The 24,813-nt window shown below is 69.3% G+C and carries 21 protein-coding genes; 10 read left to right on the top strand and 11 right to left on the bottom strand.

Annotated elements, in window-relative coordinates; genetic code table 11:
• Positions 1-35: 35 nt before the first annotated feature.
• The 7 genes from lpxD to argC all read left to right on the top strand — a co-directional run bounded on the left by lpxD (position 36) and on the right by argC (position 8,420).
• Positions 36-1,148 carry a UDP-3-O-(3-hydroxymyristoyl)glucosamine N-acyltransferase gene (gene lpxD, locus D9R14_RS14200; RefSeq protein WP_121623992.1) on the top strand — a complete coding sequence of 371 codons (1,113 nt, stop codon included), beginning with the start codon at positions 36-38 and terminating at the stop codon, positions 1,146-1,148.
• Entirely contained in the window at positions 1,145-1,648 is a 504-nt protein-coding gene (gene fabZ / locus D9R14_RS14195; protein ID WP_121623991.1) for a 3-hydroxyacyl-ACP dehydratase FabZ, read from the top strand. The genes lpxD and fabZ overlap by 4 nt, the downstream gene beginning before the upstream one ends.
• Positions 1,649-1,651: 3 nt before the next feature.
• Positions 1,652-2,458, top strand: coding sequence for an acyl-ACP--UDP-N-acetylglucosamine O-acyltransferase (gene lpxA, locus D9R14_RS14190; protein ID WP_121623990.1), 807 nt, complete (start codon positions 1,652-1,654; stop codon positions 2,456-2,458).
• Between the two features lies 1 nt (position 2,459).
• Entirely contained in the window at positions 2,460-3,428 is a 969-nt protein-coding gene (locus D9R14_RS14185) for an LpxI family protein (protein WP_245420810.1), read from the top strand.
• Entirely contained in the window at positions 3,415-4,611 is a 1,197-nt protein-coding gene (gene lpxB, locus D9R14_RS14180; RefSeq protein WP_121623989.1) for a lipid-A-disaccharide synthase, read from the top strand. Before D9R14_RS14185 ends, lpxB begins: the two co-directional genes overlap by 14 nt.
• Before the next feature lie 575 nt (positions 4,612-5,186).
• On the top strand, positions 5,187-7,220 hold the full coding sequence (parE, locus tag D9R14_RS14175) for a DNA topoisomerase IV subunit B (protein ID WP_121623988.1): 2,034 nt from the start codon (positions 5,187-5,189) through the stop codon (positions 7,218-7,220).
• Positions 7,221-7,367: 147 nt separating this feature from the next.
• A complete protein-coding gene (gene argC / locus D9R14_RS14170) occupies positions 7,368-8,420 on the top strand; it encodes an N-acetyl-gamma-glutamyl-phosphate reductase (RefSeq protein ID WP_121623987.1) in 1,053 nt (350 codons plus the stop codon).
• A gap of 89 nt (positions 8,421-8,509) precedes the next feature.
• Here argC and D9R14_RS14165 read toward each other — a convergent pair whose 3' ends face one another.
• The 9 genes from D9R14_RS14165 to D9R14_RS14125 all read right to left on the bottom strand — a co-directional run bounded on the left by D9R14_RS14165 (position 8,510) and on the right by D9R14_RS14125 (position 17,974).
• A complete protein-coding gene (locus D9R14_RS14165) occupies positions 8,510-9,652 on the bottom strand; it encodes an acyl-CoA dehydrogenase family protein (protein WP_121623986.1) in 1,143 nt (380 codons plus the stop codon).
• 7 nt (positions 9,653-9,659) lie between these two features.
• Positions 9,660-10,436, bottom strand: coding sequence for an enoyl-CoA hydratase/isomerase family protein (locus D9R14_RS14160; protein WP_121623985.1), 777 nt, complete (start codon positions 10,434-10,436; stop codon positions 9,660-9,662).
• Positions 10,433-11,746: a TRAP transporter large permease gene (locus tag D9R14_RS14155; RefSeq protein WP_121623984.1), complete on the bottom strand. Its 1,314-nt coding sequence runs from the start codon at positions 11,744-11,746 to the stop codon at positions 10,433-10,435. Before D9R14_RS14155 ends, D9R14_RS14160 begins: the two co-directional genes overlap by 4 nt.
• A 33-nt stretch (positions 11,747-11,779) precedes the next feature.
• Positions 11,780-12,301, bottom strand: a complete 522-nt coding sequence (locus tag D9R14_RS14150; protein WP_121623983.1) for a TRAP transporter small permease subunit — start codon at positions 12,299-12,301, stop codon at positions 11,780-11,782.
• Between the two features lie 95 nt (positions 12,302-12,396).
• On the bottom strand, positions 12,397-13,425 hold the full coding sequence (locus tag D9R14_RS14145; RefSeq protein WP_121623982.1) for a TRAP transporter substrate-binding protein: 1,029 nt from the start codon (positions 13,423-13,425) through the stop codon (positions 12,397-12,399).
• Between the two features lie 65 nt (positions 13,426-13,490).
• Positions 13,491-15,077: an acyl CoA:acetate/3-ketoacid CoA transferase gene (locus D9R14_RS14140; RefSeq protein ID WP_121623981.1), complete on the bottom strand. Its 1,587-nt coding sequence runs from the start codon at positions 15,075-15,077 to the stop codon at positions 13,491-13,493.
• On the bottom strand, positions 15,074-15,811 hold the full coding sequence (locus D9R14_RS14135; protein WP_121623980.1) for an enoyl-CoA hydratase/isomerase family protein: 738 nt from the start codon (positions 15,809-15,811) through the stop codon (positions 15,074-15,076). Before D9R14_RS14135 ends, D9R14_RS14140 begins: the two co-directional genes overlap by 4 nt.
• 22 nt (positions 15,812-15,833) lie before the next feature.
• On the bottom strand, positions 15,834-17,180 hold the full coding sequence (locus D9R14_RS14130; RefSeq protein ID WP_121623979.1) for an FAD-dependent oxidoreductase: 1,347 nt from the start codon (positions 17,178-17,180) through the stop codon (positions 15,834-15,836).
• A 116-nt stretch (positions 17,181-17,296) separates the two neighbouring features.
• Complete coding sequence (locus D9R14_RS14125; RefSeq protein WP_147453034.1) at positions 17,297-17,974, bottom strand: GntR family transcriptional regulator; 678 nt, start codon at positions 17,972-17,974, stop codon at positions 17,297-17,299.
• Between the two features lie 163 nt (positions 17,975-18,137).
• On the opposite strand from D9R14_RS14125, the gene D9R14_RS14120 reads away from it, so the two are divergent.
• The 3 genes from D9R14_RS14120 (at position 18,138) to kdsA (ending at position 20,965) form a co-directional block, all read left to right on the top strand.
• Positions 18,138-18,797, top strand: a complete 660-nt coding sequence (locus D9R14_RS14120; RefSeq protein WP_121623977.1) for a TPM domain-containing protein — start codon at positions 18,138-18,140, stop codon at positions 18,795-18,797.
• A gap of 211 nt (positions 18,798-19,008) precedes the next feature.
• A complete protein-coding gene (locus D9R14_RS14115) occupies positions 19,009-19,992 on the top strand; it encodes a malate dehydrogenase (protein WP_121623976.1) in 984 nt (327 codons plus the stop codon).
• A gap of 106 nt (positions 19,993-20,098) precedes the next feature.
• Complete coding sequence (gene kdsA / locus D9R14_RS14110; protein ID WP_121623975.1) at positions 20,099-20,965, top strand: 3-deoxy-8-phosphooctulonate synthase; 867 nt, start codon at positions 20,099-20,101, stop codon at positions 20,963-20,965.
• 42 nt (positions 20,966-21,007) lie between these two features.
• On the opposite strand, the gene D9R14_RS14105 is transcribed toward kdsA, so the two are convergent.
• Both D9R14_RS14105 and D9R14_RS14100 read right to left on the bottom strand, forming a co-directional pair.
• Positions 21,008-21,877 (bottom strand): MurR/RpiR family transcriptional regulator, encoded by an 870-nt coding sequence (locus D9R14_RS14105; RefSeq protein WP_121623974.1) that lies wholly within the window; start codon positions 21,875-21,877, stop codon positions 21,008-21,010.
• Positions 21,878-21,947: 70 nt separating this feature from the next.
• Positions 21,948-24,509, bottom strand: a complete 2,562-nt coding sequence (locus D9R14_RS14100) for a diguanylate cyclase domain-containing protein (protein WP_170168623.1) — start codon at positions 24,507-24,509, stop codon at positions 21,948-21,950.
• Between the last annotated feature and the right edge of the window lie 304 nt (positions 24,510-24,813).

The raw sequence follows: 24,813 nt of genomic DNA, 5'->3' as shown, positions 1-24,813 counted from the left end.
AGCGTGAGCCCTTCGGCGCCCGAACCTGTTGATCCATGAGCCAGACGGCCTTCTTCCCGCGCCCCGCGCCGATCACCCTTGCCGAGGTCGCCCGGATCAGCGGCGCTCAGCTCGCCGGTCCCGGCGCGACGATCGACGCGCTGGCGGCGCGCACCATCTCCTCGGTGGCGAGCCTCGATGGGGCCGGGCCTGACGATCTGGCCTTCTGCGATACCTTCCTGTTCGCCGAACGCCTCGCCACCACGCGCGCCGGCGCCCTCATCACCTCCGAGCGCTTCGCGCCCAAGGCGCCGGCGGAACTGCCGCTGCTAATCGCGCCGCGCCCGGCGCTCGCCTTCGCTCTGGTGACGCGCGCGCTCTACCCCGCGGCGCTGCGCCCGCAGCCTCTGTTCGGCCACGAGGGGGTGGCGCCCGGCGCCCTGGTCCATCCCAAGGCGCGCCTGGAAGACGGCGTCACCGTCGATCCGGGCGCCGTGATCGGCCCCGGCGCGGAAGTGGGGGCGGGCTCGGTGGTCTGCGCCGGCGCCGTGATCGGCCCCGAGGTGCGGATCGGCCGCAACTGCGCCATCGGGCCGGGCGCGAGCCTGACCCATGCCTTCCTCGGCAACAATGTCATCATCCATGCCGGCGCGCGCATCGGCGGCGACGGCTTCGGCTACCAGCCGAGCGCGCGCGGGCACCTGAAGATTCCGCAAATTGGCCGCGTGGTGATCCAGGACGACGTGGAGATCGGCTCGAACACCACCATCGACCGGGGTGCGCTCAACGACACGGTGATCGGCGAGGGCACCAAGATCGACAACCTGGTGCAGATCGCCCACAACGTGGTGATCGGACGCCACTGCATCATCGTCTCGCAGACCGGCATTTCCGGCTCCACCAAGCTGGGTGATTTCGTGATGCTGGGCGGGCAGGTGGGCGTGGTGGGGCACATCACTATCGGCACCGGCGCGCAGATCGCCGCCTCCAGCAACGTGGCCGGCGAGGTTCCGCCCGGCGTGCGCTGGGGTGGTTCGCCGGCGAAGCCGGTGCGCGACTGGTTCCGCGAGGTGATGACGCTGAAGCGGCTCGCGCAACGGCGGGCCGATGATGCGGATGGGACGCAAGGTACTTACGAGCCGCAGGACGACGGGGGAAGGGGCGCATGAGCGAGACGCCGCAGCCGGAAAACGAAGCCAAATCCGCAGCCGAGCCGGCGCCCGCCAAGGTGCTCCAGAGCGTGGACATCCAGCGCGTGCTCGCCTGCCTGCCGCACCGCTATCCGTTCCTTCTGGTGGACCGCGTCGAGCAGATCGACGGCGACCTCTCCTGCGTCGGCATCAAGAACGTCACCGCCAACGAGCCGCATTTCCAGGGGCATTTCCCGGGCAATCCCGTGATGCCCGGCGTGCTCATCATGGAGGGCATGGCGCAGACCGCAGGCGTCATCTGCGTGCTGGGCAAGGAGCGCGAGACGCCGTCCCTGGTCTATTTCATGACCATCGACGAGGCCAAGTTCCGCCGTCCTGTGGTGCCGGGCGACGTGCTCGAATATCACATGACGCGCATCGCCCGCCGCCGCAACATGTGGTGGTATCGCGGCGAAGCCAAGGTGCGCGGCGAACTGGTCGCCGAGGCACGTCTCGGCGCCATGATCATGGAGACCTGACGCGTGCCGAACATCCACCCCACCGCGCTGGTGGATCAGGGCGCGCACCTCGCGGACGACGTGGAGGTCGGTCCCTTCTGCACGGTCGGTCCGGACGTGGAACTGGCGCAAGGCGTGCGCCTCGTCTCCCACGTGAACGTCACCGGCGCCACCGCGATCGGCGCGCGCAGCGTGGTCTATCCCTTCGCCTCGCTCGGTACGCCGCCCCAGTCGGTGCACTACAAGGGCGAGAAGACGCGCCTCCTTATCGGCGAGGACTGCGTCATCCGCGAGCACGTCACCGCCAATATCGGCACTGCGGGCGGGCGTGGCCAGACGGTGATCGGTCCGCGCTGCATGCTCATGGTGGGCACCCATGTGGGCCATGACTGCCTCGTCGGCGAGAGCGTGGTGTTCGCCAACAACGCCACCCTGGCGGGCCATGTGAGCGTCGGCGACTTTACCTTCCTGGGCGGCCTGTGCGCGGTGCACCAGTTCACGCGCATCGGCGCCCAGTGCATGATTTCCGGCCTCACCGGCGTGCGCGAGGACGTGATCCCGTTCGGCAACGTGCTCGGCCAGGCCGGCAAGCTGGTGGGCCTCAACGTCATCGGCATGCGTCGGCGTGGCTTCACCAAGACCCAGCTCCACGAGGCGCGCGCGGTCTATCGCGACCTGTTCTTCGGCGGCGGCACCTTCGATGCGCGCCTGGAGCGGGTGCGCGCCATGACAGGCCAGTCGGACTTCGCCGCGCAGGTGGTGGCGTTCATCGACCAGAACCGCTCGCGTTCCCTGTGCCAGCCCTCCCGGGGCGTCGTCCAGGAGGATTGAGGTGAGCGAGCCGCCGCGCCCCGCACTGGAGGCGCCGGCCACCGGGCCGGGGGCAGGGGCGCTTTCCCCACGCGGCCGGCGTGGGCCGACTGGCGAGGGGCCGCTCGGCATCGTCGCAGGCAGCGGCGCCTTTCCCGGAGCGGTCGCGGACGCCGCCCTCGCCGAGGGGCGCAAGGTAATCCTGTTCCTGATCCAGGGCTTCGCCGATCCGGCGCTGGAGCGCTACGAGCACGTGTGGTTCCGCCTCGGCTCGCTGGGCAAGGTCGCCGCCATGGGCCGCGCGCGCGGCATCCGTGACCTCGTCATGGTGGGCGGGCTCACCCGGCCGCGCCTGCGCGACATCGGCTTCGATTTTACCATGCTGCGGCTGCTGCCGCGCATCGCGCGCCTGTTCCGCGGCGGCGACAATCATCTCCTCTCCGGCGTGCTGGAGCTGGTGCAGGAACAGGGCTTCCATCTCGTCGGCGCGCACGAGGTCGCCCCCCGGCTGCTGCTGCCGGAAGGCGTCCTCGGTTCCTGCCGGCCCAGCCCTGAGGACGAAGCCGACATGGCCAAGGGCCTCGCCGTCATCCGCACGCTGGGGCCGTTCGACGTGGGCCAGGCGGTGATCGTCGCCGATGGCTGGGTGGTGGCGGTGGAGGCAGCCGAGGGCACCGACCAGATGCTGGCGCGCTTCGGCGAGATGCGCCGCTCCGGCCGCATCCGCCTCGCCAAGCGCCAGGGCGTTCTGGTGAAGGCGCCGAAGCCCGGCCAGGACCGGCGCATCGATCTGCCCTCGCTCGGTCCGCACACGGTCGAGCGAGCGGCGGCGGTGGGCCTCGCAGGCATCGCCTTCGAGGCACGCGGCGCCATCGTTCCGGACGTCGAGACGCTGGTCGCGGCGGCGGACGCCGCGGACCTCTACGTGGTGGGCATGGCGGCAGGCGCGGCGGCGCGAACGGCAGGATCGGGTGCAGATGGCGGCAACTGACGCGGACCGGCCGCTCCGGGTGTTCCTGGTGGCGGGCGAGGAATCTGGCGACCAGCTGGGCGGCGCGCTGATGGAGGCGCTCGCCGTGCGCGCGCTGGAGAGCGTGTCCTTTTCCGGCATCGGCGGCGCCCGCATGGGCCGGGCGGGGCTGGACAGCCTCTTCCCCATGGAGGACCTCACCGCCATCGGCGTTGCGGCCGTGCTGTCGCGCCTGCCGCGCATCCTGCGGCGCCTGAAGCAGACCGTGGAGGCGGTGCTGGCCGACCCGCCGGACGTGCTGGTGCTGATCGACGCGCCGGACTTCACCCACCGCGTCGCCGCGCGGGTGCGCGCCGCCAATCCGAAGATCCCGATCGTCAAATATGTCTCGCCCACGGTGTGGGTGTGGCGCTCGGGCCGCGCGGCGGCCATGCGGCCCTATGTGGACCACCTGCTGGCGCTGCTCCCGTTCGAGCCGGAGGTGCACCGGGTTCTTGGCGGTCCGCCCACCACCTATGTGGGGCATCCGCTGCTGGAGCGGCTCGGCGCGCTTCGGCCGAGCACGGAGGAGGCGGCGCGGCGCGAGGCGGAGCTGCCGCTCGTCCTGGTGCTGCCCGGCAGCCGGCGGCGCGAGATCACCCGGCTCGGCAAGGATTTCGGCTGGGCGCTCGCCCGCGTGGCCAAGACGCAGGCCATGGACCTCGTTCTGCCGACCCTGCCGCGCCTGCAGGGCTTGATCGAGGAGACCATCGCCCCCTGGCCGGTGAAGCCGCGGGTGGTGGTGACGGAGGCGGAGAAGTTCCAGGCGTTCCGCTGCGCCCGCGCCGCGCTCGCCGCCTCGGGCACCGTGACGCTCGAACTGGCGCTCGCCGGCGTGCCCATGGTCGCGGCCTATCGCATCGGCTGGCTGGAGGCGCAGATCGGCCGGCGCCTGCTCCAGGGCACCAGCGTGGTGCTCGCAAACCGCGTCATCGGCGAGGACGTGGTGCCCGAGCTGCTGCAGGAATTCCTCACCGTCCCGGTGCTCGCCGACGCGCTCGCCCGCACCATCGCCGACACGCCGCAGCGCGCACGCCAGCTCGCCGGGTTCGCGCGGCTGGACGACATCTTCGGCATCGACGACGAGCATCCGAGCGTGAAGGCGGCCCATGTGGTGCTGCGGCTGGCGCGGGACGGACGGCCGGTGTCGCTGACGGCGTCGTAGCGGGCGCCTTCGGCGGAGATGGTCGCCTGCGGCGGAGTCTTGCGCTGGGCCCCGGCTCTCCTTCCGCTGGCGCTCCAGTCGGCCGGGGCGCGAGGGCGGTTCCCCGGCCCAGCGACGGCGCGGCCGTCGTTCCCCGGCCCAGCGACGGCGCAGCCGGAGCGGCGAGCCGGGGTCCAGGGGAAACTCCGGCGCAGCCGGCAATCCCAGCGTCGCTCCGCCTGCGGCGGAAGAAGCCGCCTGCGGCGCCTCCTTGCGCTGGGCTCCGGCTCTCCTTCCGCTTGCGCTCCAGTCGGCCGGGGCGCGAGGGCGGTTTCCCGGCCCAGCGACGGCGCAGCCGTCGTTCCCCGGCCAAGCGACGGCGCAGCCGGAGCGCCGAGCCGGGGTCCAGGGGAGACTCCCGCGCAGCGGGCAAAACATCCAGCCCCCGTAGGGGTACGCGGAAGGACACCCGGCCCACAGAATGTTTCCCTTCCGTTCCCCTGCGCGGCCGGGTCTGTCACTATGGCGTGGATCAAGCCGGGGCATGCGGAACGATTCGCGTGCCTGAGGCCCCGCCCTTCTGCTATCGAGCACCCATGTCCGATACCGATGACCTCTTCGGGGCGTCCACCCCGCGTCCCGCCGCGAAGCCCGCTGCCAAGGCCAAGGCGGCCGCCGTGCCGGCCATGGCCTCCGACTACACCGCCGCCCATATCGAGGTGCTGGAAGGCCTGGAGCCGGTGCGGCGCCGGCCCGGCATGTATATCGGCGGCACCGATTCCAAGGCGCTGCACCACCTGTTTGCCGAGGTGATCGATAATTCCATGGACGAGGCCGTGGCCGGCCACGCCTCCTTCATCGAGGTGGAGCTTGGGGCCGACGGCTACCTCACGGTGACCGACAACGGCCGCGGCATCCCGGTGGAGGACCACCCGAAATTCCCCGGCAAGTCGGCGCTCGAGGTCATCATGACCACGCTCCATGCCGGCGGAAAGTTCGACAGCAAGGTCTATGAGACCTCCGGCGGTCTGCACGGCGTCGGCGTCTCGGTGGTGAACGCGCTCGCCGACGACCTGGAGGTGGAGGTCGCGCGCAACCAGACGCTCTACCGCCAGAGCTTCTCCAAGGGTGTGCCCCAGGGTCCGCTGAAGGAAGTCGGCCGCATCACCAACCGGCGCGGCACCAAGGTGCGCTTCCACCCGGATCCGGAAATCTTCGGCGCGGCGGCCCATTTCGAGCCGGCCCGCGTGTTCCGCATGGCGCGCTCGAAGGCGTATCTGTTCGGCGGCGTCGAGATCCGCTGGTCGTGCGACGGCGCGCTGGTGAAGGGCACCGACGTGCCCGAGAAGATGGTGTTCCGCTTCCCTGGCGGCCTCAGGGACTATCTCGCCGGCGACCTGGAAGGCCAGACGCTGGTGCATTCGGACATCTTCTCCGGGCGCATCCAGAAGCCCGGCGGCCACGGTTCGGTGGAATGGGCCGTGGCGTGGGTGGCGGACGGCGACGGCGGCATCTCTTCCTATTGCAACACCATCCCGACGCCGGACGGCGGCACCCACGAGAACGGCCTGCGCACGATGCTGCTCAAGGGCCTCAAGGACCATGCCGAGCGCTCCGGCCAGGGCAAGCGCGCGGCCATCGTCACCGGCGACGACGTCATCACCGGCTGCGCCGCCATGCTCTCGGTGTTCGTGCGCGAGCCCGAATTCCAGGGCCAGACCAAGGACCGGCTCGCCACCCAGGAGGCCGCCCGCATCGTTGAGCAGGCGCTGCGCGACCCGTTCGACCACTGGCTCGCCGCCAATCCGGTGCAGGCGAGCCGGCTGCTCGACCACGTGATCGACCGCGCCGACGAGCGGCTTCGCCGCAGGCAGGAGAAGGAGGTCTCGCGCAAGACCGCGGTGCGCAAGCTGCGCCTGCCGGGCAAGCTCGCCGACTGCTCCAACACCGAGGCGGCGGGTTCCGAGATATTCATCGTCGAGGGCGACTCGGCCGGCGGCTCCGCCAAGCAGGCGCGCGACCGCAAGACCCAGGCGGTGCTGCCTTTGCGCGGCAAGATCCTCAACGTCGCCAACGCCACCCGCGACAAGCTGGCGGCGAACCAGCAGCTTGCCGACCTCGGCCAGGCGCTCGGCTGCGGCGCGCTCACCCACTACCGCGAGGCGGACCTCAGGTACGAGAAGGTCATCATCATGACCGACGCGGACGTGGACGGCGCGCACATCGCCTCGCTCCTCGTCACCTATTTCTACCGGCAGATGCCGAAGCTGATCGAGGAAGGCCACCTCTTCCTCGCCGTGCCGCCGCTCTACCGCATAACGCAGGGCGCGAAGACGCTCTATGCCCGGGACGACGCCCACAAGGACCTGCTGCTGAAGAAGGAGTTTTCGGCCAAGGGCAAGGTGGAGGTGGGCCGCTTCAAGGGCCTCGGCGAGATGATGCCGGCGCAGCTCAAGGAGACCACCATGGACCCGCGCACCCGCACACTCCAACGGGTCGGCATCGAGGATGCCGAGCGGGCCGCGACCGCCGACCTCGTCGAGCGCCTCATGGGCAACAAGCCGGAGGCGCGCTTCGCCTTCATCTCCGAGCGCGCGGCCTTCGCCGACGAGGAATTGCTGGACATCTGAGCCTCGGCGCGCGGGCGCCATCGGATGCTGAGCCGGCGTACGGAACCCGATCCCGCTTCCTGCCTTTCCCCACGCGGGGGAAGGGTGTAGACACCTTCGCCCCACACCGCCGGCCGCCTCCCGCGCCGGCAGCGTCAGGAGAGGAAGATGGCGGATCAGAAGGCGCGCATCGCCGTGCTCGGTGCCTCCGGCTACACCGGATCGGAACTGGTGCGCCTGCTGCTGCGCCATCCGCGGGTCGAGATCACCGTGCTCACCGCCGACCGCAAGGCCGGGCAGGCGATGGCGGACGTGTTCCCGCAGTTCGCACCGTTCCCGCTGCCGAAGCTCCTCACCATCGAGGAGGCGGACTTCTCGGCCGTGGACCTCGTGTTCTGCGCGCTGCCCCACGCCACCACGCAGCAGGTGGTGAAGGGGCTGCTGGAGAAGCATCCGAACCTCAAGGTGGTGGATCTCTCCGCCGACTTCCGCCTGTCCGATCCCGGCGCCTACGAGCAGTGGTACGGCCACCCGCACGCCGCCTTGGACCTGCAGAAGGAGGCGGTGTTCGGCCTGGTGGAGATCTACCGCGAGGAGATCAAGGCCGCGCGGCTCGTCGCCAATCCCGGCTGCCACACCACCACCGCCATCCTGCCCATCGTCCCGCTGCTGGAGGCGGGGGCGATCGAGCCGGACAGCATCGTCATCGATTCCAAGACCGGCATGTCGGGCGCCGGCCGCTCGGCCAAGGAGGCGATGCTGTTCTCGGAAATCTCCGAGGGCACGTTCGCCTATTCGGTCGGCTCGCACCGGCACATGGGCGAACTGGACCAGGAATATTCCAAGGCCGCCGGCCGCCCGGTCACGCCCATGTTCGTCCCGGTGCTCTCGCCTATGAACCGGGGCATCTACGCCACCATCTTCGTGCGCACCACCGGTGCCAACGCCGAGGACCTGCACCAGCTCATCGCCACCTACTACAAGGGCGAGCCCTTCGTGCACGTCCTGCCGTTCGGCCAGGTGCCGCTGTCGCGGCACACCCGCGGATCGAACATGGTGTTCATCGGCGTGGTGGCGGACCGGGTCGCCGGCCGCGCCATCATCGTCTCGACGCTGGACAATCTGGTGAAGGGCGCCTCCGGCCAGGCGGTGCAGAACATGAATCTGGTGCTCGGCTTCCCCGAGACGCTGGGCCTGGAGCAGATCGCGCTGTCGCCGTAGCGGCTCCGGAGGCGCGCGTTCTCCGGCTCGGAGGCGGAGAGTGCGGACCCTGTGGAGCCACGGCGCGGCCCCACAGGGTCGGGTCGCGTCTAGTTCGCCAGTTCGCGGGCGATGATGAGGCGTTGCACCTCGCTCGTGCCCTCGACGATCCGCAGCACCTTCGCCTCGCCCAGCAGCCCGGACACCTCGAAGTCCTCGAACACGCCGTAGCCGCCATGCACCTGGATGGCGATGTCGGCGATCTCGCTCGCCATCTCGCTGGCGAACAGCTTCACCATCGAGGTTTCGGTGCGGAACGGCCGGCCGGCGTCGGAGATGGCGGCGGCGTTCCGCACCATCAGTTCGGCGGCGTGGATTTTCGTGAGCGCGTCGGCGAGCGGGAAAGCGACGCCCTGGTTCGCCAGGATCGGCGCGCCGCCCACCTTGCGCTCCGCGGCATAGGCGCGGGCGAGATCCACCGCCTTGCGCGACAGGCCGAGCCCGGTGGCTGCCACCAGAATGCGGCCGATGGAGAGCGTGGTGAGGATCTGCTTCAGCCCGTCGCCCCGGTTGCCCACCATGTTGGCCCTTGGGATGCGGCATTCGTCGAGGTAGAGCTCGACGGAATCGGCGATGCGCCAGCCGATCTTGCGCCCTGCCTTGCCCACGCGGAAGCCAGGCGTGCCCACCGGTACCACGAAGGTGGACAGGCCCTTGGCCCCCTTCTCCGGATCGGTCACGGCGATGATGGTGGAGAGGCCATGGAGCGGCGTGCCGCCGTTGGTGGAGAAGATCTTCGCGCCGGTCAGCACGAAGTGGTCGCCGTCCTCCACCGCGCGGGTGCGGGTCGCCGCCACATCCGAACCGCCATGGGGCTCAGTGACGCCGAAGGAGGCCACCATCTCGCCGCGGCAGAGCGGAGCCAGCCATTTCTCTTTCTGCTCCGGCGAGCCGTAGCGGGAGATCACCGTCATGGGCGCGCTGTTGCACAGATAGATGGCGGCGAACCCTGGCTCCACCCGCGCCAGCGTCTCCGCCACGATGGCCGCGCCGCGCGTGCCCATGCCGCCGCCGTCATAGGCCTCGTCATAGGCCGTGCCCATGAAGCCGAGGGCGAGGAACTCCTTCACCAGCTCGGTCGGGAATTCATGGCGGTCGACGAAGGGCTTGATGCGGGGCGCGAGCACCTGCTGGGCGAACGCCTCCAGGCTCGACTTCAACAGGGTCTCATCGTCGGACAGATCGAGCAGCATGGCATCCTCACAGGGATTTGGCGCGGAACGTGTCGAAGGCGGCGCGGGCGGCGGGGGCGGCGCAGTTGGCCGCGAACAGGAGGTTCGCCTCCACGTCCATGGCCTCGCCCTCGGCCATCACATGGCGGGCGAAGAAGCGCTTGGTGGCGGCGACCGCGGGCGGCGGCAGTTCGGCGAGCAGCGCGGCGTGGCGCAGCGCGTCCGCCAGCGCCTGGCCGTCCTCCGCCAGCCGGTCGGCAAGGCCCATGGCGGCGGCCTCCTCGCCTGAGAGGGCCTCCAGGCAGAAGCACAGAGTGCGGGCGCGCACGAAGCCGACACGCGCCACCAGCGCCTTCAGCCCCCAGGGCGTGAGCCAGCCGATCGGCACCTCCGGCAGGCTCCAGCGCGAGCCCTTCGCCGCCACCACCAGGTCGCAGCAGGCGGCAAGCGTGAGGCCGCCGCCGATGGCGAAGCCCTCCACCGCCGCCACAACCGGCTTCGAGAGGAAGCTCATGAGGCGGCCGAGGTCGCCGCAGGCCTGCTCGAAGCGGCGCATGGCGTCGAGTTCCAAGGCGCTGATGTACTTGAGGTCGCTCCCCGCGCAGAAGCCGGGGGCGGCGCCGTCGAGGACGATTGCCCGCACGCTTTCGTCCCGGTCGAGGCGCCGGAGCGCCATGGCGAGGGCCTCCACCAGCGCGCCGTCCATGGCGTTGCGGCGCAGCGGGCGCAGGAGGGTGAGGCGGCGCACCGCCCCGTGGGCCTCTTCGGCAAGGATGCCGGTGGTGTCGGTCAGGGGCGCCCTCATTGGGTGTGGGCCGGGAGCCACATGGCGATCTCGGGCAGTGCGATCACCATGCCGAGCGCCACGAGCTGGAGCAGGATGAAGGGCCACACCCCGGCGAAGATGTCGGAGAGCGACACCTCCGGCGGCGCCACGCCCTTCAGGTAGAAGGCGGCCGGGCCGAACGGCGGCGACAGGTAGGAGAGCTGCATGTTCATGCAGAACAGGATGCCGAACCAAACCGGGTCGTAGCCGAGGCTTTTGATGATCGGCACGAAGATCGGCATGGTGAGCAGCGCGATGCCGATCCAGTCGATAAAGCAGCCGAGCACGATCAGGATGCCCATCATCATCAGCAGCGTGCCGAGCGGGCTGAAGCCCAAATCGAGGATCTCGCCGCGCAGGAAGTCGGTGCCGCCGGCCAGCGTGTAGATTCCCACCAGCGCCGAGGCGCCGAAGAAGATCCAGGTGACCATGGCCACCGTGCGCCCGGTCTGCACCACCGAGTGGCGCAGGTTGGCGAAGGTGAACTGGCCGTTCACGGCGAGGATCACGAGGGCGCCGAGAGTGCCGAGCGCGCCCACCTCGGTGGGGGTGGCGATGCCGGTGTAGAAGCACGTCATCACGAAGGCGATGAGCAGCGCCGGGGCGATCAGCTGGCGCATCTCGGCGAGGCGCTGGGAGAGCGGAGCAGCGGATTCGCGCGCGTCCGGCAGCGGGGCGAGTTCGGGCCGGCGCCAGCAGATGAAGACCGTATAGGCTGCATAGAGGCCGGCCAGCAGAAGGCCCGGGCCGATCGCCGCCATGAACAGCTTGCCGATGGAGACCTGGGCCACGAGGCCGTAGACGATGAGCACCACCGAGGGCGGGATCATGGTTCCGAGCGAGCCGCCGGCGCAGATCACGCCGCTGACCAGGCGCTTGTCGTAGCCGCGCCGGAGCATGGCCGGCAGGCAGACGAGGCCGAGGGTGACGATCTCGGCGCCGATCACGCCCACCATGGCGGCCATGATGGTGGAAGCGACGATGGTCGCCACAGCGAGCCCGCCGGGAATGCGCCCCACCAGCAGGTGAAGCGACTTGAACATGCCCTCCACCAGGCCGCTGCGCTCCAGGATGCAGCCCATGAGCACGAACAGGGGCACCGAGATCAGAGCGTAGTTGTTCATCAGCGTGAAGATGCGGCTGACGATCAGGAAGAAGCTCTCGGTTCCAAAGAGGATGAAGCCGAAGACGCCCGCCGTGAATGCGGTCACGAAGGCGAGCGGGAGGCCGATCACCATCAGCGCGACCATGAGCGTCACGATCAGGAGCGTGCCGTATTCGATGGACATGGGATACCTGTGCCGGTCGGAGGGCGGGCGCGCTCAGTCGAGCGGACGGGATGTGGCGTCGGCGGTCTCGGCCGGCGGCCCGACCTCGCCGCGCAGGCGGCGGGCGAGGTTCACCAGCGCCTGCGCCAGCATGAGCGCGGCGCCGACGGGGATGGCGATCTTCATGACCATGGGCGTCGGCGCGTTCCAGGCCGTGCCGGTGGTCTCGAAATCGTGGATCGAAGGCAGGGCCTGGGCGACGCCGAACCAGACGAGCGCGACGAGGACCATGATGATGATCAGGTCGGACAAGATGTCCGAGAGGAATTTCATCCGCGCGGGCAGCATGTTGTAGATCACGTCGATGCGCACGTGGTCGCCGCGCTGGAGCGCGCCCGCGCCGGAGAGCATGTAGTGGATGCCGGCCAGCGCGATCACGAGGTCAGCGCCCCAGACCGTCGGTGAGTTGAAGATATAGCGCGCCGCCACGTCGTAGGCGGTGATCAGGAACACGATGAAGTAGATCCAGGCGATCGCGTCGCTGAAGGCGGCGCTCGCGCGGTCGAACCGGTTCATGGGGCTCTCCTGCGGGGATGGGCGCGCGGGCGGCTGCCCCCCGCGCGCTCATGCTTGTGTCTGCCGGACGATCCGCTCCGCCCGGCGCGCGCGCGTCAGCCGATGAGGCCGCGGCTCTTGAGGTAGGCCACCTGGCCGTCCACGGCCTTCTTGCAGAGCTCGTTCTTCTGCGCGTACTGCTGCCAGACCTCTTCGGCCGTGGTGCGGAACTTGCGCCGCCCCTCGGGGGTCCAGGCGATGAGCTCCACCTTCTTTTCGGCGAGGGCGACGGCGGTGGCCGCATCTTGGCGCGCCACCGATTGGATCATGTCGCGGCAGAAGTCGCGCACGCCCACCGTGAGGATCGCCTTGAGGTCCGGGGTCAGCGCGTCCCAGCGGTCCTGGTTTACCGAGACGTCGCCCACCGGCATGGAGTGGAAGCCGGGGAACAGCGCCCACTTCGCCTTCTCGTGGAGGCCGATCTCGGCGTTCATGCCGAGCGTGCCCCAGTCGGCCGCCTCGATGACGCCGCGGTCGAGGCCGCTGAACACCTCGGTGCCGGGCAGGTTCACCGCCACCACGCCGAACTTGGCGAAGATGTCCGCCGACATGCCCTGCGGCAGGCGCATCTTCAGGCCCTTGAGGTCCTCGGGGCCGCGCACCGGGCGCGACACGGGGATCGATTCCATGCCCCACCACGCGACGCCGATGGGGTAGATCTTGAACGGCTTGTAGATCTCCTTCAGCAGATCGAGGCCGCCATAGTTCTCGAAATAGTCCTGCGCCTGGTAGGGATTGTCGTAGGCGCCGTTGAGGTCGCCGATGACGCCGAAGGCCGGGTTCCGTCCGGTCCAGTAGACGGTCGCGGGGTGATGGCCGTCGAGCAGGCCGCGCGAGACCGCGTCGAGCGTCTCCTGCTGGCCCACCGCCGCGCCGGAGGCGAGGGCGGTGATCTGCAGCCGCCCGTCGGTCATGGCCTTGACGTTCTCGCAGAAGCGCTCGAAGGCCTGCTGGTTCACCGTGCCCGCCTGCCACAGCGTCTGGATGCGCCAGCGGTGCGCCTTCTGGGCAATAGCCGGAGCGGCCAGCGTCGCCGAGGCGGCGAGTGCAGCTCCGCCCGCGATCATGTTGCGTCTCGTAACCATCTGCTCCTCCCAATTTTTGTGTCGTCGAGTCTGACTGTGCTCGTTTTGTCTTTGTCTTCTTGGTCTTACTTGAACAGCGCCGGATCCATCTTGGGCAGAGGATCGGCGATCCGCACGGGCTGGTAGGCCATGAGGTCGAGGATCTGGGTCTTTACGTCGATGCCGTCCGCCACCTCCGCGAGGACGAGCCCGTCGGCCTCGACCCGGAACACCGCGCGCTCGGTGATGATCAGCGCCTCCTGGCCGATCTGGCGCACCCCGTCCCGCACGCGGTAGGTGATGCTGTCGGCGGCCTGGACGAACTTGCCAACCTTGCCCTCCTTGAGGATGGAGAGCCGCCCGTCCTGAAAGCCGCACTCGAGGCCCGCCGTGGTGAAGGTGCCGGTGAAGACCAGGCGGCGCGCGTTCGCAGCGATGTCGATGAAGCCGCCGGCGCCGGGATTGGCGGCGCCGAACTTGCTGACGTTCACGCACCCGGCGGCGTCGAACTGGGCGAAGGCCAGCGCCGCGAACGGGCACAGGCCGCCGTCGATGAAGTCGAACTGGCTCGGCCCGTCCAGCAGCGCCTCCGGATTCCAGTTGGCGGAGAACTGCCACCCGCTCATCACGAACCCGCCGAACGGGCCGTGCTCGGTGGTGAAGTTGTAGTCGTAGAGCTTGTCGCCGGTGAGCAGTCCTTCCTCGGCCATCACCTGCGGCGTGTCGGAGGAGGCGCCGAAGCCGAAGATCGAGACCTCGCCCGGACGCACCTCGCGCGCCGCGCGCCGGGCGATGACCTTGTCCGCCGAGATCGGCAGGGGGCCGAGGTCGAGCGGATGGTTCGCCATGCCGAGATAGCCTGCGTCGTAGTCGACCCCGGTGCTCATCACCATCTGCGGGTCCACCACCACCGCGTCCACCAGCACGCCGGGCACCCGCACCGCGGACACCGGACGCGAATGGCGCGGCACGATCCGCCGCACCTGGGCGATCACCTTGCCGCCCGAGGCCTTCACCGCCAGCGCGATCTGCAGGTTGCTCGAGAGCAGCGGCTCGTCCTCCCACGAGAGGTTGCCGAACTCGTCGGCGGAGGAGGCGCGGATGATGCCCACGTCGAGCGGCCAGGAGGGATAGAACAGGTGCTCCTCGCCGCGGAACTCCATCACCTCGATCAGGTCGTCCTTGCAGCGGTCGGTGAACTTGCCGCCGCCGTTGCGGGGGTCCGCATAGGTGCCGAGGCCGATCTTGGTCAGATAGCCTGGCGAGCGGCGCGCCACCTCGCGCAGCCAGTGCATGGTGGCACCGATGGGCCAGGAATAGGCCTCCACCTTGTTCTCGCGGATCAGCCCCATGAGGGCCGGGCGCCCGCCGGTCCGGGGATTGACGGGGTTGATATAGGAGCCGGACACGATGCGCTTCATGAGCCCTTCGCGGGCCACATGGTCCATGCCGCGGATGTCCACCGCGTCGCCGGTGCCGACGGGAAAATAGAAGGTCAGCCCGCGCGGCGTGCCGGAGGCGGCGAAGCGCTCGCCCACCGCCTTGAGAACGGCGTCCGGGGTGATCCAGCCGATCACGCCGACGCAGGCCACCGTGTCGCCGTCGCGGATCAGACCGGCGGCCTGCTCGGCGGACACCATCTTGCTGCGGGCAGGGGAAACGGGGACGTTCATGCGGTCATTCCGAAGCGCTGGAAGGTGGCGGTGGCTGCGGCGCTGCGGCAGTCCTCGACGAACAGGCGGTTGGCCTCCATGTCCTCTGCCTCGCCCTGGGCCATGACCTGCCGGGCGAAGAAGCGCTTGGTGGAGGCCACCGCTTCGGCGGGAAGCTGCGCAAGCGCCTGTGCCTCTTCCACGGCCGCTTCCAGCGCGCTGTCGGCGAGGATGTCGGCGACACCGAGCCGGTGCGCTTCGCCACCATCCACCGGACGGGCGCCCCAGGTGAGGCGGCGCGCGGCGACCGGCCCGCACCGGGCCGACAGGACGGTGAGGCCCCAAGGCGGAATCCAGCCGTTGGTGACTTCCGGCAGATGCCAGCGGGCCGCCGGCTCGGTGGCCACCACGTCACAGGACGCGGCGAGGATGAAGCCGCCGCCGAGGGCGAAGCCAGACACCGCCGCCACCACCGGCTTCGACAGGAAGGTGAGGGCGCGTGCGAAGGCCGCGGTCTCCGCCTCGTGCTCGGCCATGCCGTCCCGGTCGAGGGTGGCGAGCTCCTTGAGGTCAGATCCGGCGCAGAAGCCGGGCGCCGTTCCCCCGAGCACGATGGCCGCGACCGCCGGATCGCTGTCCAGGGCGGCGAAGCGCGCGCGCAAAGCGGCGACGGTGGCGTGGTCGAGGGCGTTGCGCCGGCGCGGACGGTCGATCTCGATGATGCAGACCGTCCCGCGGCGATCTTCCTTGATCATTGATTGCTCCTCTTCGAATGGGTCAGTCGAGCCGTGCGCCGTCGCGGTTCAGCACCTGGCGCAGGTCGCGGCCGTCGATGTCGCGGGGGCGCATGCCCTCCTTCACGGCAATGGCTGCGGCGTGGCCGATGGCGTGGCCGTAGGAGAAGCACTGGGCGGTGACGCGGGCCGAGGCGAGCGCCTCGTGCTCGGCCGAAAGGCAGCGGCCAGTGACGAGGAGCCCCTCGCCGCGCTCGGGCACGAAGCAGCCGTAGGGCACCTCGTAGACGTCCTCCATGAGCCATTCGAGCTTGGGCTTGGCACCCGAATGCAGCTCGATCGGCCAAGGCGAGCGGGCGATGCCGTCGGCGAACTTGCGGCCCGCCAGCACGTCCGCATTGGCGAGCCGGCTCGTGCCGACGATCTGCCGGGTCTGGCGCACGCCCACCTGCACGCCGGTGTCGTTGACGAAGGCCTCCGCGCAGCCGGCGATGTGGTTCTTCAGGAACCGCTCGTACTGGCGGACCTGCTTGCGGCCCTCGACTTCCGCCTCGGTGAGATCGCCGGCGACCAGCGGGTTCAGCTCGCGCCCGTCGCGTCCGATGACGCGGGTGACGTTGCACAAGATCTCGTTGGGCCTCGGCGTCGGGAACAGGAAGATCTTCGAGCGGGGGAGCACGTATTCCCCCTGCGCGTGGAGCTTGGCGATCAGGTCGGAGACGTGGGGGCCAAGGATGGAATCCTCCCCTTCGGCCGCCTTCAGCCGGTCGACGTCCGCGCCCATCATGCGGAAGATCATGGTGGGGTTCTGCACCCGGCCTTCGTCGCCCACCGTGCAGGGCAGGCCGGCCATCACCGCGAGGTCGGCATCGCCCGAGGCGTCGACCACGAGTCGTGCAGAGGCAGTAAGCGGTCCCTGCTTGGTGTAGCCCCGCACGCCCCGCAGGCGGTCGCCGTCGCACAGCACCTCGGTGACGACCGTGTGGTAGACCACCTGAACGCCGGCATCCGTCAGCAAGTCGTCCGCGGTTTCGCGCCAAGCGAGCGGGTCGTGCACGCGGGTGAACGTCTTGCCGTAGCGCACCGGCCCGGTGAGGCCCCCGCGCGCCTCCATGCGGGCGACGAACTCGTCGAGGAAGCCGAACACCGCCTGGACCGGGGGGCGTGCCGCGTCGTCGGAAGCCTCGTACATGCCGCACACGGTGCCGGAGAGCCCGGCCACCGCAGCGCCGCCGCAGAAGCCGTAGCGCTCCAGCAAGGTGACCTTCAGCCCCTGGCGCGCCGCCGTGACCGCGGCGGCCAGGCCTGCCGCTCCGCCGCCGACCACCAGCACGTCGCACTCAAGCGCGATGGGGGACCGGTCATCCCGGCCCTGCCGTCCCTGTTCCACGCGTCTCGCTCCAGATATTTTTCTAATATATCGCAAAAATATCCAAAAAGAGAGCGCCGTCAAGCAGGGCTTCAGCCCCGCCGCCACGACCCCATCAAATCACTGAAAAACGATACTCAACGCTCGCGCTCGACGATGCGGCGGGTCAGCTGCTCCGCATAGTCGATCATGTTATTCACCGCGCCGACGGTGGCAGCCTCGTCGCCGCTCGCCACCGCGCGCAGCAGCGCGGCATGGACCGCCGTCACCTCGGGCAGGTCCTCAAGGTCGGGGTGGTACCGGAAATAGAAGCGACGGGTGAGGATGTGCAGCGGCTCCAGCGCCGCGGCCGCGAACGGGTTGCCGGCGATGTCCGCGAGCAGGTGTTTGTAGACGAACTGCTTGCTCAGGAATTCCTTGATCTGCTGGGTGCGGCCGATCACCTCCAGCTCGTCGGCGATCTGCCGGAGCTCCCGCTTGTCGGACGCCAGCACGCGCCGCGCCGCGCGGACGGCGACGAGGCGCTCCAACTCGCGGCGCGTCTCGATGACCAGGAGCTGGGTCTGCAGATCGATGGGCGAAATGACGATGCCGTGCCCGCGCACGATCTTCACCACATGGCCCACCGCCAGCCGCTGGAGCGCTTCCCGCACCGGCGTGCGGCCGATGGCGACGGCCTCCGCGATGGCGGACTCCGACCACGTGCTTCCCGGCGCGAAGGCCAAGGTAACGATGCGCTCCTCGATCGCCCGAAAAGCCTCCGACGACAGGGATTCCGCAAACTTGGCGTCGAGAACCTTGACAGGCTTTATCACAATCCGTCCTTGGCAGCGCACAATTCGCCTAACCCATTCAATTCAGGTACACCTTGTCAAGGAGGTGGTGGCGGCTACGGTGCGAGTTTTCGCCGTCGCCATCGTGGGATATGATAACAGAGCGCGGTCCTGCGTAGCAGGCCTACGCACCGGGAGACCTGCGATGAAGCTCTTTCCCCCCCCCGCCGTCGCCGAGGACGCGCAGCAGTCGCCGCTCGGCGCCGACGCGCTCCAGCGCATCGCCGCCGCGGTCGCCGCGGCCGAGGCGAAGACGTCGGCCGAGATTCGGGTGGTGGTAGCGCGTGAGCCGCTGATCCAGCACCCGTTCTACTCGGTGATGTATGCGGCGCTTGCGGCGCTTGTGCTGCCGTGGATCCTGGTTCTCCTCACGCCCATGCGGCCGATGCAGCTTCTGGGCATCCAGGCGGCCATGTTCATGGTGTTCGCCGGCGTCCTCATGCTGCCGAGCATCGCCCAGAAGGTGATCCCGCGCCTCGCCCTCAAGGCGGCGGCGCGCTCCGCCGCGGTCGAGATGTTCCTCGCCCACGGCATCCCGCAGGCGAAGGGGCGCAGCGGCATCCTCATCTTCGCCGCATCGCAGGAGCACCTGATCGAGGTCGTGGCGGACGAGGGTGTGCATACCCCGCTCGGCCACGGCGCCTGGCGCGACATCTGCGAGCGCGTGGCCGACCAGGCCAAGAAGGGCAGCCTCGCCGAGGGCCTCATCGCCGGCGTGCACAAGGCGGGCGACCTGCTCGCCGGCCCGCTGCCGTCGAAGCCCGGCGAGCGCAACGAACTGGCGAACCACGTCATCATCATGTGACGACGGACGACGGCGGGGCCGCCGTGCCGCGGCTCGTCCGCCTGGCCGCAGGGTGGATCCCCCGGACAAGCCGGGGGATGACAGGGCGCAAACTCCGAGGCGCGCTCCGACATTTGCCCGCGCCCGAGCCGGCTTTCATTCTGCTGCACGGCGGCATAGATTGCCGGCCCGAGCCGACCTGGGCTCTGACTAGGCAAGGGGCTTTCCTCTCATGACCAAACCCGCCGTTCGCGTCGCTGTCACGGGCGCCGCCGGTCAGATCTGCTATTCCCTCCTTTTCCGCATCGCCAACGGCGACCTGTTCGGCAAGGACCAGCCCGTCATCCTCCAGCTCCTCGACCTGCCCCAGGCCCAGGGTGCCGTGAAGGGCGTCGTGATGGAGATCGAGGACTGCGCGTTCCCGAACTTCGCGGGCGTGGTGATCACCGACGATCCGAAGGTGGCCTTCAAGGACATCGACGCCGCCATCCTGGTGGGCGCCCGCCCGCGCTCGAAGGGCATGGAGCGCGCCGACCTGCTTTCCGCCAATGCCGAGATCTTCAAGGTCCAGGGCAAGGCGCTGAACGAGGTGGCCAAGCGCGACGTGAAGGTGCTGGTGGTCGGCAACCCGGCCAACACCAACGCCTACATCACCGCCAAGAGCGCGCCCGACCTGCCGGCCCGCAACATCACCGCCATGCTGCGGCTGGACCACAACCGCGCGCTCTCGCAGTTCGCCGCCAAGGCCAATGTCGCCTCCAAGGACATCGAGAAGGTCGCGGTGTGGGGCAACCACTCGCCGACCATGTATGCCGACTACCGCTTCGCCACCGTGAACGGCAAGCCGCTGCCGGCGCTCATCAATGACGAGACCTGGTATCGCGAGGTGCTGCTGCCGACCGTCGGCAAGCGCGGCGCCGCCATCATTGAGGCGCGCGGCCTGTCGTCGGCCGCCTCGGCCGCCAACGCCGCCATCGACCACATGCACGACTGGATCCACGGCACCAACGGCAAGTGGGTCTCCATGGGCGTGGCGTCGGACGGCTCCTACGGCGTGCCGGAAGGCATCGTCTTCGGCATGCCCGCGGTGTGCTCGGGCGGGGAATACGAGGTGGTCCAGGGCCTGCCCATGGACGACTTCTCGAAGACCATGTTCGACAAGACCCTCAACGAACTCCTGGAAGAGCGCGAGGGTGTCGCGTCCCTCCTGGGCTGAGTGACGGCCGGGCGCCGCGCGCTGCGGCGCCCGCTTCCCTCCGGGAGCGGGGCGAACTAGTTTGGCGGCCCGCCGGGCGAGGCCCCGCCGTGAGGAACTGCGTTTCATGACCATCCAGCCGCCGCCCGTGGAGGCCGAGCCCGTCGTCAGCATCGGCGACGTCAAGATCGGCAACGCCCTCCCGCTCGCCCTCATCGCCGGCCCGTGCCAGATGGAGAGCCGCGCCCACGCGCTCGAAGTGGCGTCCGCGCTGAAGGAGATCGCCGCGCGCCGGCAGATCCCGCTGATCTTCAAGACCTCGTTCGACAAGGCCAACCGCACCTCGCTCGCCGCGCAGCGCGGCATGGGGCTGGAGTGCGCGCTGCCGGTGTTCGCCGAGATCCGCGACACGCTCGGTTTGCCGACGCTGACCGACGTGCACGAGATCGACCAGTGCGCCCCCGCCGCCGAGGTGGTGGACGTGCTGCAAATTCCCGCCTTCCTGTGCCGCCAGACCGACCTCCTCATCGCCGCCGCCCGCACCGGCAAGGTGGTGAACGTGAAGAAGGGCCAGTTCCTCGCCCCCTGGGACATGAAGAACGTGGTGGCGAAGCTCACCGGCGCCGGCAACGGCCGGGTGCTCGTCACCGAGCGCGGCGCCTCGTTCGGCTACAACACGCTGGTCTCGGACATGCGCGGCCTGCCCATCCTCGCCAAGACCACCGGCGCGCCGGTGGTGTTCGACGCCACCCATTCGGTGCAGCAGCCGGGCGGGCAGGGCACGTCCTCGGGCGGGCAGCGGGAATTCGTGCCGGTCCTGGCGCGTGCCGCCGTGGCGGTGGGCGTGGCGGCGGTCTTCATCGAGACCCACCCCGACCCGGACAAGGCGCCGTCTGACGGGCCGAACATGGTGCCGCTGAAGGACCTCGAAGCCCTTCTCGCCACCCTCCAGGCGTTCGACGTGGTGGCGAAGGCGAACCCGGTCAGCATCTGAGGCGCGCCAGGCACGGGCGCCCATGGTCCCCGGCGCGGCCGGCTATTTCTCAGGTGCCGGCGAAACCCGCTTGGTGGCGATGACGTCGTAGGATTTCTGGATCGCCGCCAGCGAGCGCTCCCAGCGCGCCAGCGCAAGCCGGGCATAAAGCACGTCGATCACGAACAGTTCGGCGATGCGGCTTGAGAGCGCCTCCATCCGGTATTTGGTTTCCTGTGCCGCCGTGAACAGCACGACCTCGCAATGGTTCTGGAGCGGCGACTTGCCGTAATTGGTGATGCAGATGGTGCGCGCGCCGGCCTCCCGCGCCAGGCGCGTCGCCTCCAACGTCTCGTGGGTGCGCCCGGAATGCGAGATGGTGAGGGTGGCCACCTGGGGCCCGGTGAAGGCGGCGCTGACCGCCTGGCCGTGGGAATCCGTCACCGCCTTGGTGTCGAGGCCCAGTCGCAGGAAGCGGTAGGCGGCATCCTCGGCGATCGGCGCGGCGGTGCCGATGCCGTAGAATTCGATGCGCTTCGCCTTCGCCATCAGCGCAGCGGCGCGGTCGATGGCGGCGACGTCCAGCACCTTCGCCGTGTCCTCCAGCGCCACCGCGTGGCTTGCCGTGAACTTCGCCACCACATCCGCCGTGCTGTCGCCGGGCGTGATGGCCTCATGCAACAGCGCGCGCGAGGTGGCGATCTCCTTCGCCACGGCGATCTTCAGTTCGGCGAAGCCGCGCGCCCCGATCTGCTGGCACAGCCCGATCACCGAGCCTTCGCTCGCCTGGACCGCGGCGGCGATGTCGCTCGCCGACATGGCCGGCACCCGCTCGGGATGTTCCACCATGAAGCCGGCGATCCGCCGCGCTGTCGGCGGCAGGTCGTCGAGCATCGCCTTCAGGCGGGCGAGCGGGAATTCGAGCTGGGACATGCACTCTTCCATCCGTCCTGCGACGCGCGGGCCGCCATGGCCTCTAGCACACCTTGGCGCGCACCGCCCCTTAGGCGGGTTGCACATCCTTTTCGGAATAGGTGTTCACCTGGTCGCGGCCGTGCGCCTTGCCGCGATACATGGCGGTGTCCGCCCGGCCGATCAGGACGGCGGAATCGAGGTTCGTCTCGTCCGAGACCGCGACGCCGATGCAGGCGGCGATCTCTGCCTCGCCGGCAGCGAGCCAGAACGGCCGCCGCATGGCGGCGAGGATCTTCTGTGCCACTGCGGTCGCCTCGGCCTCGTCCCGCACCATGGGCAGGAGCACCACGAACTCGTCGCCGCCGATGCGCGCCACCGTGTCCTCGGCGCGGATGGTCGCGCTGATGCGCTGGGCCACATGGCACAGCAGCTCGTCGCCGGCGGCATGGCCGAAGGCGTCATTCACGGCCTTGAACCGGTCGAGATCCATGAACAGCACGCCTGCGCATACCCCGCGGCGTCGCGCCAGCGCGAGGGCCTGCTGGATGCGCTCCATCAGCAAGGTGCGGTTGGGCAGCCCGGTCAGGGCGTCGAAATTGGCCCGCCGCCAGGCTTCCTCCTCCTGCCGCTTGCGCACGGTGATGTCGGAGAGCAGCGCCACGTGGCCGGCGGGCGTGCCTCCGGCCGAATCGATCGCGCTGATGACCGCGCGCAGGACCAACTGGCTGCCATCCGCGCGGCGCAGGGTAATTTCCCCTTCCCAGCCACGGGCTTCCGAGAGGCTTTCGCGGATCGCCGCGAGCACGTTCGTGTCCACGCTCCTGCCGGCGATGACGTCGGCCGTGCCGCCAATGGCTTCGGCGGCGGAAACGCCGGTGATCTGCTCGAAGGCGGCGTTCACGCGTGCCACGCGCCCGTTCCCGTCGAACACCACGATGCCCTCGCCGGAGGCATCGAACACCCGCTGGCTCACCAGCAGGGATTCCTCGCGCAGGACATTGTCGGTGATGTCGGAAAAAGTGATGATGGCGCCGCTCGGGTGAGCGTCCCCGGGGTTGAAGATCCGCCGGCTGTTCACGTTGATGAAGAGGCGGGCGCGGTTGGCTCCGGTGGTAAAATAGACCTCGTTGCGCACGTCCTCGTCCAGGCAGCGGCTGCTGGGGCGGGCATCGCGCGGCACGGGGCGGCCGTGGCGGTCGAACAGCGGCGCCGTGCGGTTGACGAGGATTGAGGCGTCGTTGCCAAGCATGGCGACGGCGCTCTCGTTCCACGCGACGATGTCGCCCGCCTCGTTCACCAGGATCAGGCCGGCGGGCACCACCTCGAAGATGGTGCGGTAGCGCTCCTCGCTGGCCCGCAGCGCGCGCTCCAGCCGGAAGCGGTCGCTGATGTCGTGGACGATGGAATAGAGCGCCGCCCTGCCGTCGAACATCACCGGCCCGGAATAGACTTCCACCATCCGTATCTCGCCCGAGGCAAGCCGGTGCGGCGCCACGAAATGCGGGTTGCGCCCGTCGAGCGCCCCATTCAAGTAGCCGGCGATCTCGTCCTGCGGAAGCTGGTTGATCTGCGTGATGCTCATGCCGGCGAGCGTCTCGCGGCTATAGCCATAGAGGTTGGCGGCGGCACCGTTGGCGGCAAGAATGCGGCCGCTGCGGGGATCGATGATGAGCTTGACCGAGTGGTTCTGCTCGAACAGGGAATGGTAGAGCGCCTCCTGCTCCACCAGCGCCCGGCGCTGCCGCACATCGCGCATCGCCAGCGAGGCAGCGAGCGAGCCGATGGCGAGGACAAGCGCGGTTCCCGCGAGGTTGCCCACGCGGTGGCGCGCCATGTCCTCATTCGCTCGGCTGAGTATGTCTGAGGTGGCGAGGCCGACCAGGACCGCGACCGGTTCCTGCGGCAGGCGTGCCCAGGCATAGAGCCGCTCGGCCGGCTCGTGGGTCGACAGAGCCGTGAAGTCTCCGGTCGCCGGCGCGCCGGGATCAAGGTATGGGCGGCCGGGGTCCACGAACTTGCCGAGCACCTGCTCCATGCCTTGGTTGCGCGCGAGATAGGCGCCATCGGGCAGATGGACGGCGCCGACGACGTCGTTGGAGCCGAGCACGATGTGCGCAAGTTCGGCGGAAAGGTAGAGCGGTGAAAGGTTCAGCGTGACCACGCCCTGGAACTCGTCCTCGCGGATCAGCGGGCGTGCCAGCACGATGCCCCATCCGGAGGGGGTCGGGCGCGGCTCCGGGCGGCTCATGGCCGATATGTCCCGCGGCGACTGGGCGGCGAGGTCGCGGAATTCGTCGGTGGTCGAGATGTCCGTGGCTGCGCTCCAGCCGCCGGTCGATCGCAGGAGTTGCCCCTCCGCGTCATAGACCGCGATCTGGGCCTGGGCGCTTGCCGGCAGGAGGGAGATTGCGGTCGGCGCGAACACCTGGAACGACGTGGGTGCGCGCAGGAATTCGGAGCGCACGTTCTGCAGCAGGTAGTCCGCACCCTTGAAGGTGGCGGCAAGCTGCTGGCGCGCCGCCTCGGCGATCTGCTTGGCCCGCAGCCGCCCTTCGAACAGGGCCTGTTGCTGCATCGCGTCGAAGGAGGCTTCGAGATAGACCCAGTATCCGCCGATGCACGCCAAGAAGGCGGCATAGACGACAATCACGCGTGCGAGACCTATTCCTCCGTCCATTCTGCACACCACTGGCGATCCGCTTGGAGTACGCCCAAAAGTCTGGGAGCAGATGTGTGTTAGCGTGCCATGCGCAATTCCGCAAATCCACGTAGACCGCATATTTTTCGTTACGCTGAGGTATTTGAAATTCCTATATTTCCCAGAGAATACCGGGACTTGGGCGATGGGCATTGCGCCGCAGACCCAGCACGGGCGCCGCGCGGGCGCGAGGCGCCCGTTACCACTACGCACAAGGAGCTGAGGAAGCCGAAGCTGGCAGTGCGCGCCCGGGGAC

This window comes from Xanthobacter tagetidis, assembly GCF_003667445.1.
In the GTDB taxonomy this organism is placed as follows: domain Bacteria; phylum Pseudomonadota; class Alphaproteobacteria; order Rhizobiales; family Xanthobacteraceae; genus Xanthobacter; species Xanthobacter tagetidis.
The sequence above is the reverse complement of the archived record's forward strand: the minus strand, read 5'-3'. Positions and strand labels throughout refer to the sequence as shown.

Bases quoted from the DNA above. Each gene is read 5' to 3' on its own strand.
- D9R14_RS14140 (WP_121623981.1), bottom strand. From the start codon at position 15,077: ATGAACGTCCCCGTTTCCCCTGCCCGCAGCAAGATGGTGTCCGCCGAG.
- D9R14_RS14120 (WP_121623977.1), top strand. From the start codon at position 18,138: ATGAAGCTCTTTCCCCCCCCCGCCGTCGCCGAGGACGCGCAGCAGTCG.
- lpxB (WP_121623989.1), top strand. From the start codon at position 3,415: ATGGCGGCAACTGACGCGGACCGGCCGCTCCGGGTGTTCCTGGTGGCG.
- D9R14_RS14155 (WP_121623984.1), bottom strand. From the start codon at position 11,746: ATGTCCATCGAATACGGCACGCTCCTGATCGTGACGCTCATGGTCGCG.
- kdsA (WP_121623975.1), top strand. From the start codon at position 20,099: ATGACCATCCAGCCGCCGCCCGTGGAGGCCGAGCCCGTCGTCAGCATC.
- D9R14_RS14165 (WP_121623986.1), bottom strand. From the start codon at position 9,652: ATGCTGCTCGATCTGTCCGACGATGAGACCCTGTTGAAGTCGAGCCTG.
- argC (WP_121623987.1), top strand. From the start codon at position 7,368: ATGGCGGATCAGAAGGCGCGCATCGCCGTGCTCGGTGCCTCCGGCTAC.
- D9R14_RS14135 (WP_121623980.1), bottom strand. From the start codon at position 15,811: ATGATCAAGGAAGATCGCCGCGGGACGGTCTGCATCATCGAGATCGAC.
- fabZ (WP_121623991.1), top strand. From the start codon at position 1,145: ATGAGCGAGACGCCGCAGCCGGAAAACGAAGCCAAATCCGCAGCCGAG.
- D9R14_RS14145 (WP_121623982.1), bottom strand. From the start codon at position 13,425: ATGGTTACGAGACGCAACATGATCGCGGGCGGAGCTGCACTCGCCGCC.
- lpxD (WP_121623992.1), top strand. From the start codon at position 36: ATGAGCCAGACGGCCTTCTTCCCGCGCCCCGCGCCGATCACCCTTGCC.
- D9R14_RS14150 (WP_121623983.1), bottom strand. From the start codon at position 12,301: ATGAACCGGTTCGACCGCGCGAGCGCCGCCTTCAGCGACGCGATCGCC.
- D9R14_RS14115 (WP_121623976.1), top strand. From the start codon at position 19,009: ATGACCAAACCCGCCGTTCGCGTCGCTGTCACGGGCGCCGCCGGTCAG.
- D9R14_RS14105 (WP_121623974.1), bottom strand. From the start codon at position 21,877: ATGTCCCAGCTCGAATTCCCGCTCGCCCGCCTGAAGGCGATGCTCGAC.
- D9R14_RS14160 (WP_121623985.1), bottom strand. From the start codon at position 10,436: ATGAGGGCGCCCCTGACCGACACCACCGGCATCCTTGCCGAAGAGGCC.
- parE (WP_121623988.1), top strand. From the start codon at position 5,187: ATGTCCGATACCGATGACCTCTTCGGGGCGTCCACCCCGCGTCCCGCC.